Source organism: Mesorhizobium sp. M7A.F.Ca.CA.002.15.2.1 (genome assembly GCF_003998715.1).
Taxonomy (GTDB): domain Bacteria; phylum Pseudomonadota; class Alphaproteobacteria; order Rhizobiales; family Rhizobiaceae; genus Mesorhizobium; species Mesorhizobium ciceri.
The window spans coordinates 1-1,050 of record NZ_RZPI01001084.1 but is presented as its reverse complement, the minus strand read 5'-3'; the positions used below and the strand labels follow the sequence as shown (position 1 = coordinate 1,050).

The following is a 1,050-nucleotide window of genomic DNA, read 5'->3' as shown; positions in this document are numbered from 1 at the left end:
TGCCTTCATTGCGTTTGGTGTCGGCAATTGGCCGAACCGGGCGGTCGAGCCGCTCTGCGAAATCTCGTTCACGCCGCTCTGCAGCCCGACGCTGCTCAACAAGGTCGGCGGTTTTTCCCGACCGTCGGACGTGCTGCGCGCCAACCTGCTGCATCTCGACGACACCGAGGATTGGGCGCGCTGGCTGGCGCTGTCCAAGGTGGAAAACCCCGACATCGAGGGTGGCATCTTCTTTTCCGACATGAACCTGGTCTTTTCGGCGGCGATTGCCGGCCAGGGCATCGCCATGGGCGACGAACTGACCAGCCGGCGGGCGCTGAGCGAGGGCCGGCTGGTCAGGCCGTTCGACATCGCGATCAAGTCGCCACGCTCTTATTTCCTGGTCTCCGAACACGCCAAGGCTTCGCATCCGGTGCTGGAAGCGTTCGCGGGATGGCTGCGGTCGAAACTCCAGGAGAACCGCATTCTGCCGTATTGAGGGCAAGGCGGCGCCATCTCGCCATAGATGAATGGAATTTGCCGATCACGCGAAAACTATTCGGTTGCGGTGAGCCGGCACCCTGCCTACGATTTCGACAAGCGTTAGGGAAAGGGCAGTATGCAGCAACCCGGCCGTGCCGCAGAGATCAAGGCAATCGGGATCGGCAAGAGCTTCGGCTCGTTCCGTGCGCTGGACAATCTGTCGCTCGATATCGGCCGTGGCGAGTTCCTGACCCTGCTGGGGCCGTCGGGTTCGGGCAAGACCACCTTCCTGATGATCCTTGCGGGCTTCGTGCAGCCGACCGAGGGCAAGCTGTTCAGCGACGGCGTCGACATCACCGACCGACCGGCAGAGCAACGTGCCGCCGGCATGGTGTTCCAGGGCTACGCGCTGTTCCCGCATATGAGCGTCGAAGCCAACATCGCCTTCCCACTCAAGGTGCGCAAGAAACCGGCCGCCGACATCAAGCGCCGTGTCGGCGAGATGATCGAGCGCGTCGGTCTCAAGGGCCACGAGAAGAAACTGCCGGCGCAACTGTCGGGCGGCCGGTTTCTTGCGCACCTTGAGTG

At 62.9% G+C, this 1,050-nt stretch carries 2 protein-coding genes; both read left to right on the top strand.

The window, feature by feature from the left end; translation table 11 throughout:
* A partial coding sequence (locus ENZ74_RS32790) for a LysR substrate-binding domain-containing protein (RefSeq protein ID WP_245471062.1) occupies positions 1 to 478 on the top strand: 478 nt, incomplete at its 5' end.
* Positions 479 to 598: 120 nt separating this feature from the next.
* On the top strand, positions 599 to 1,050 hold a 452-nt coding region (locus tag ENZ74_RS32785), incomplete at its 3' end, for an ABC transporter ATP-binding protein (RefSeq protein ID WP_164761442.1).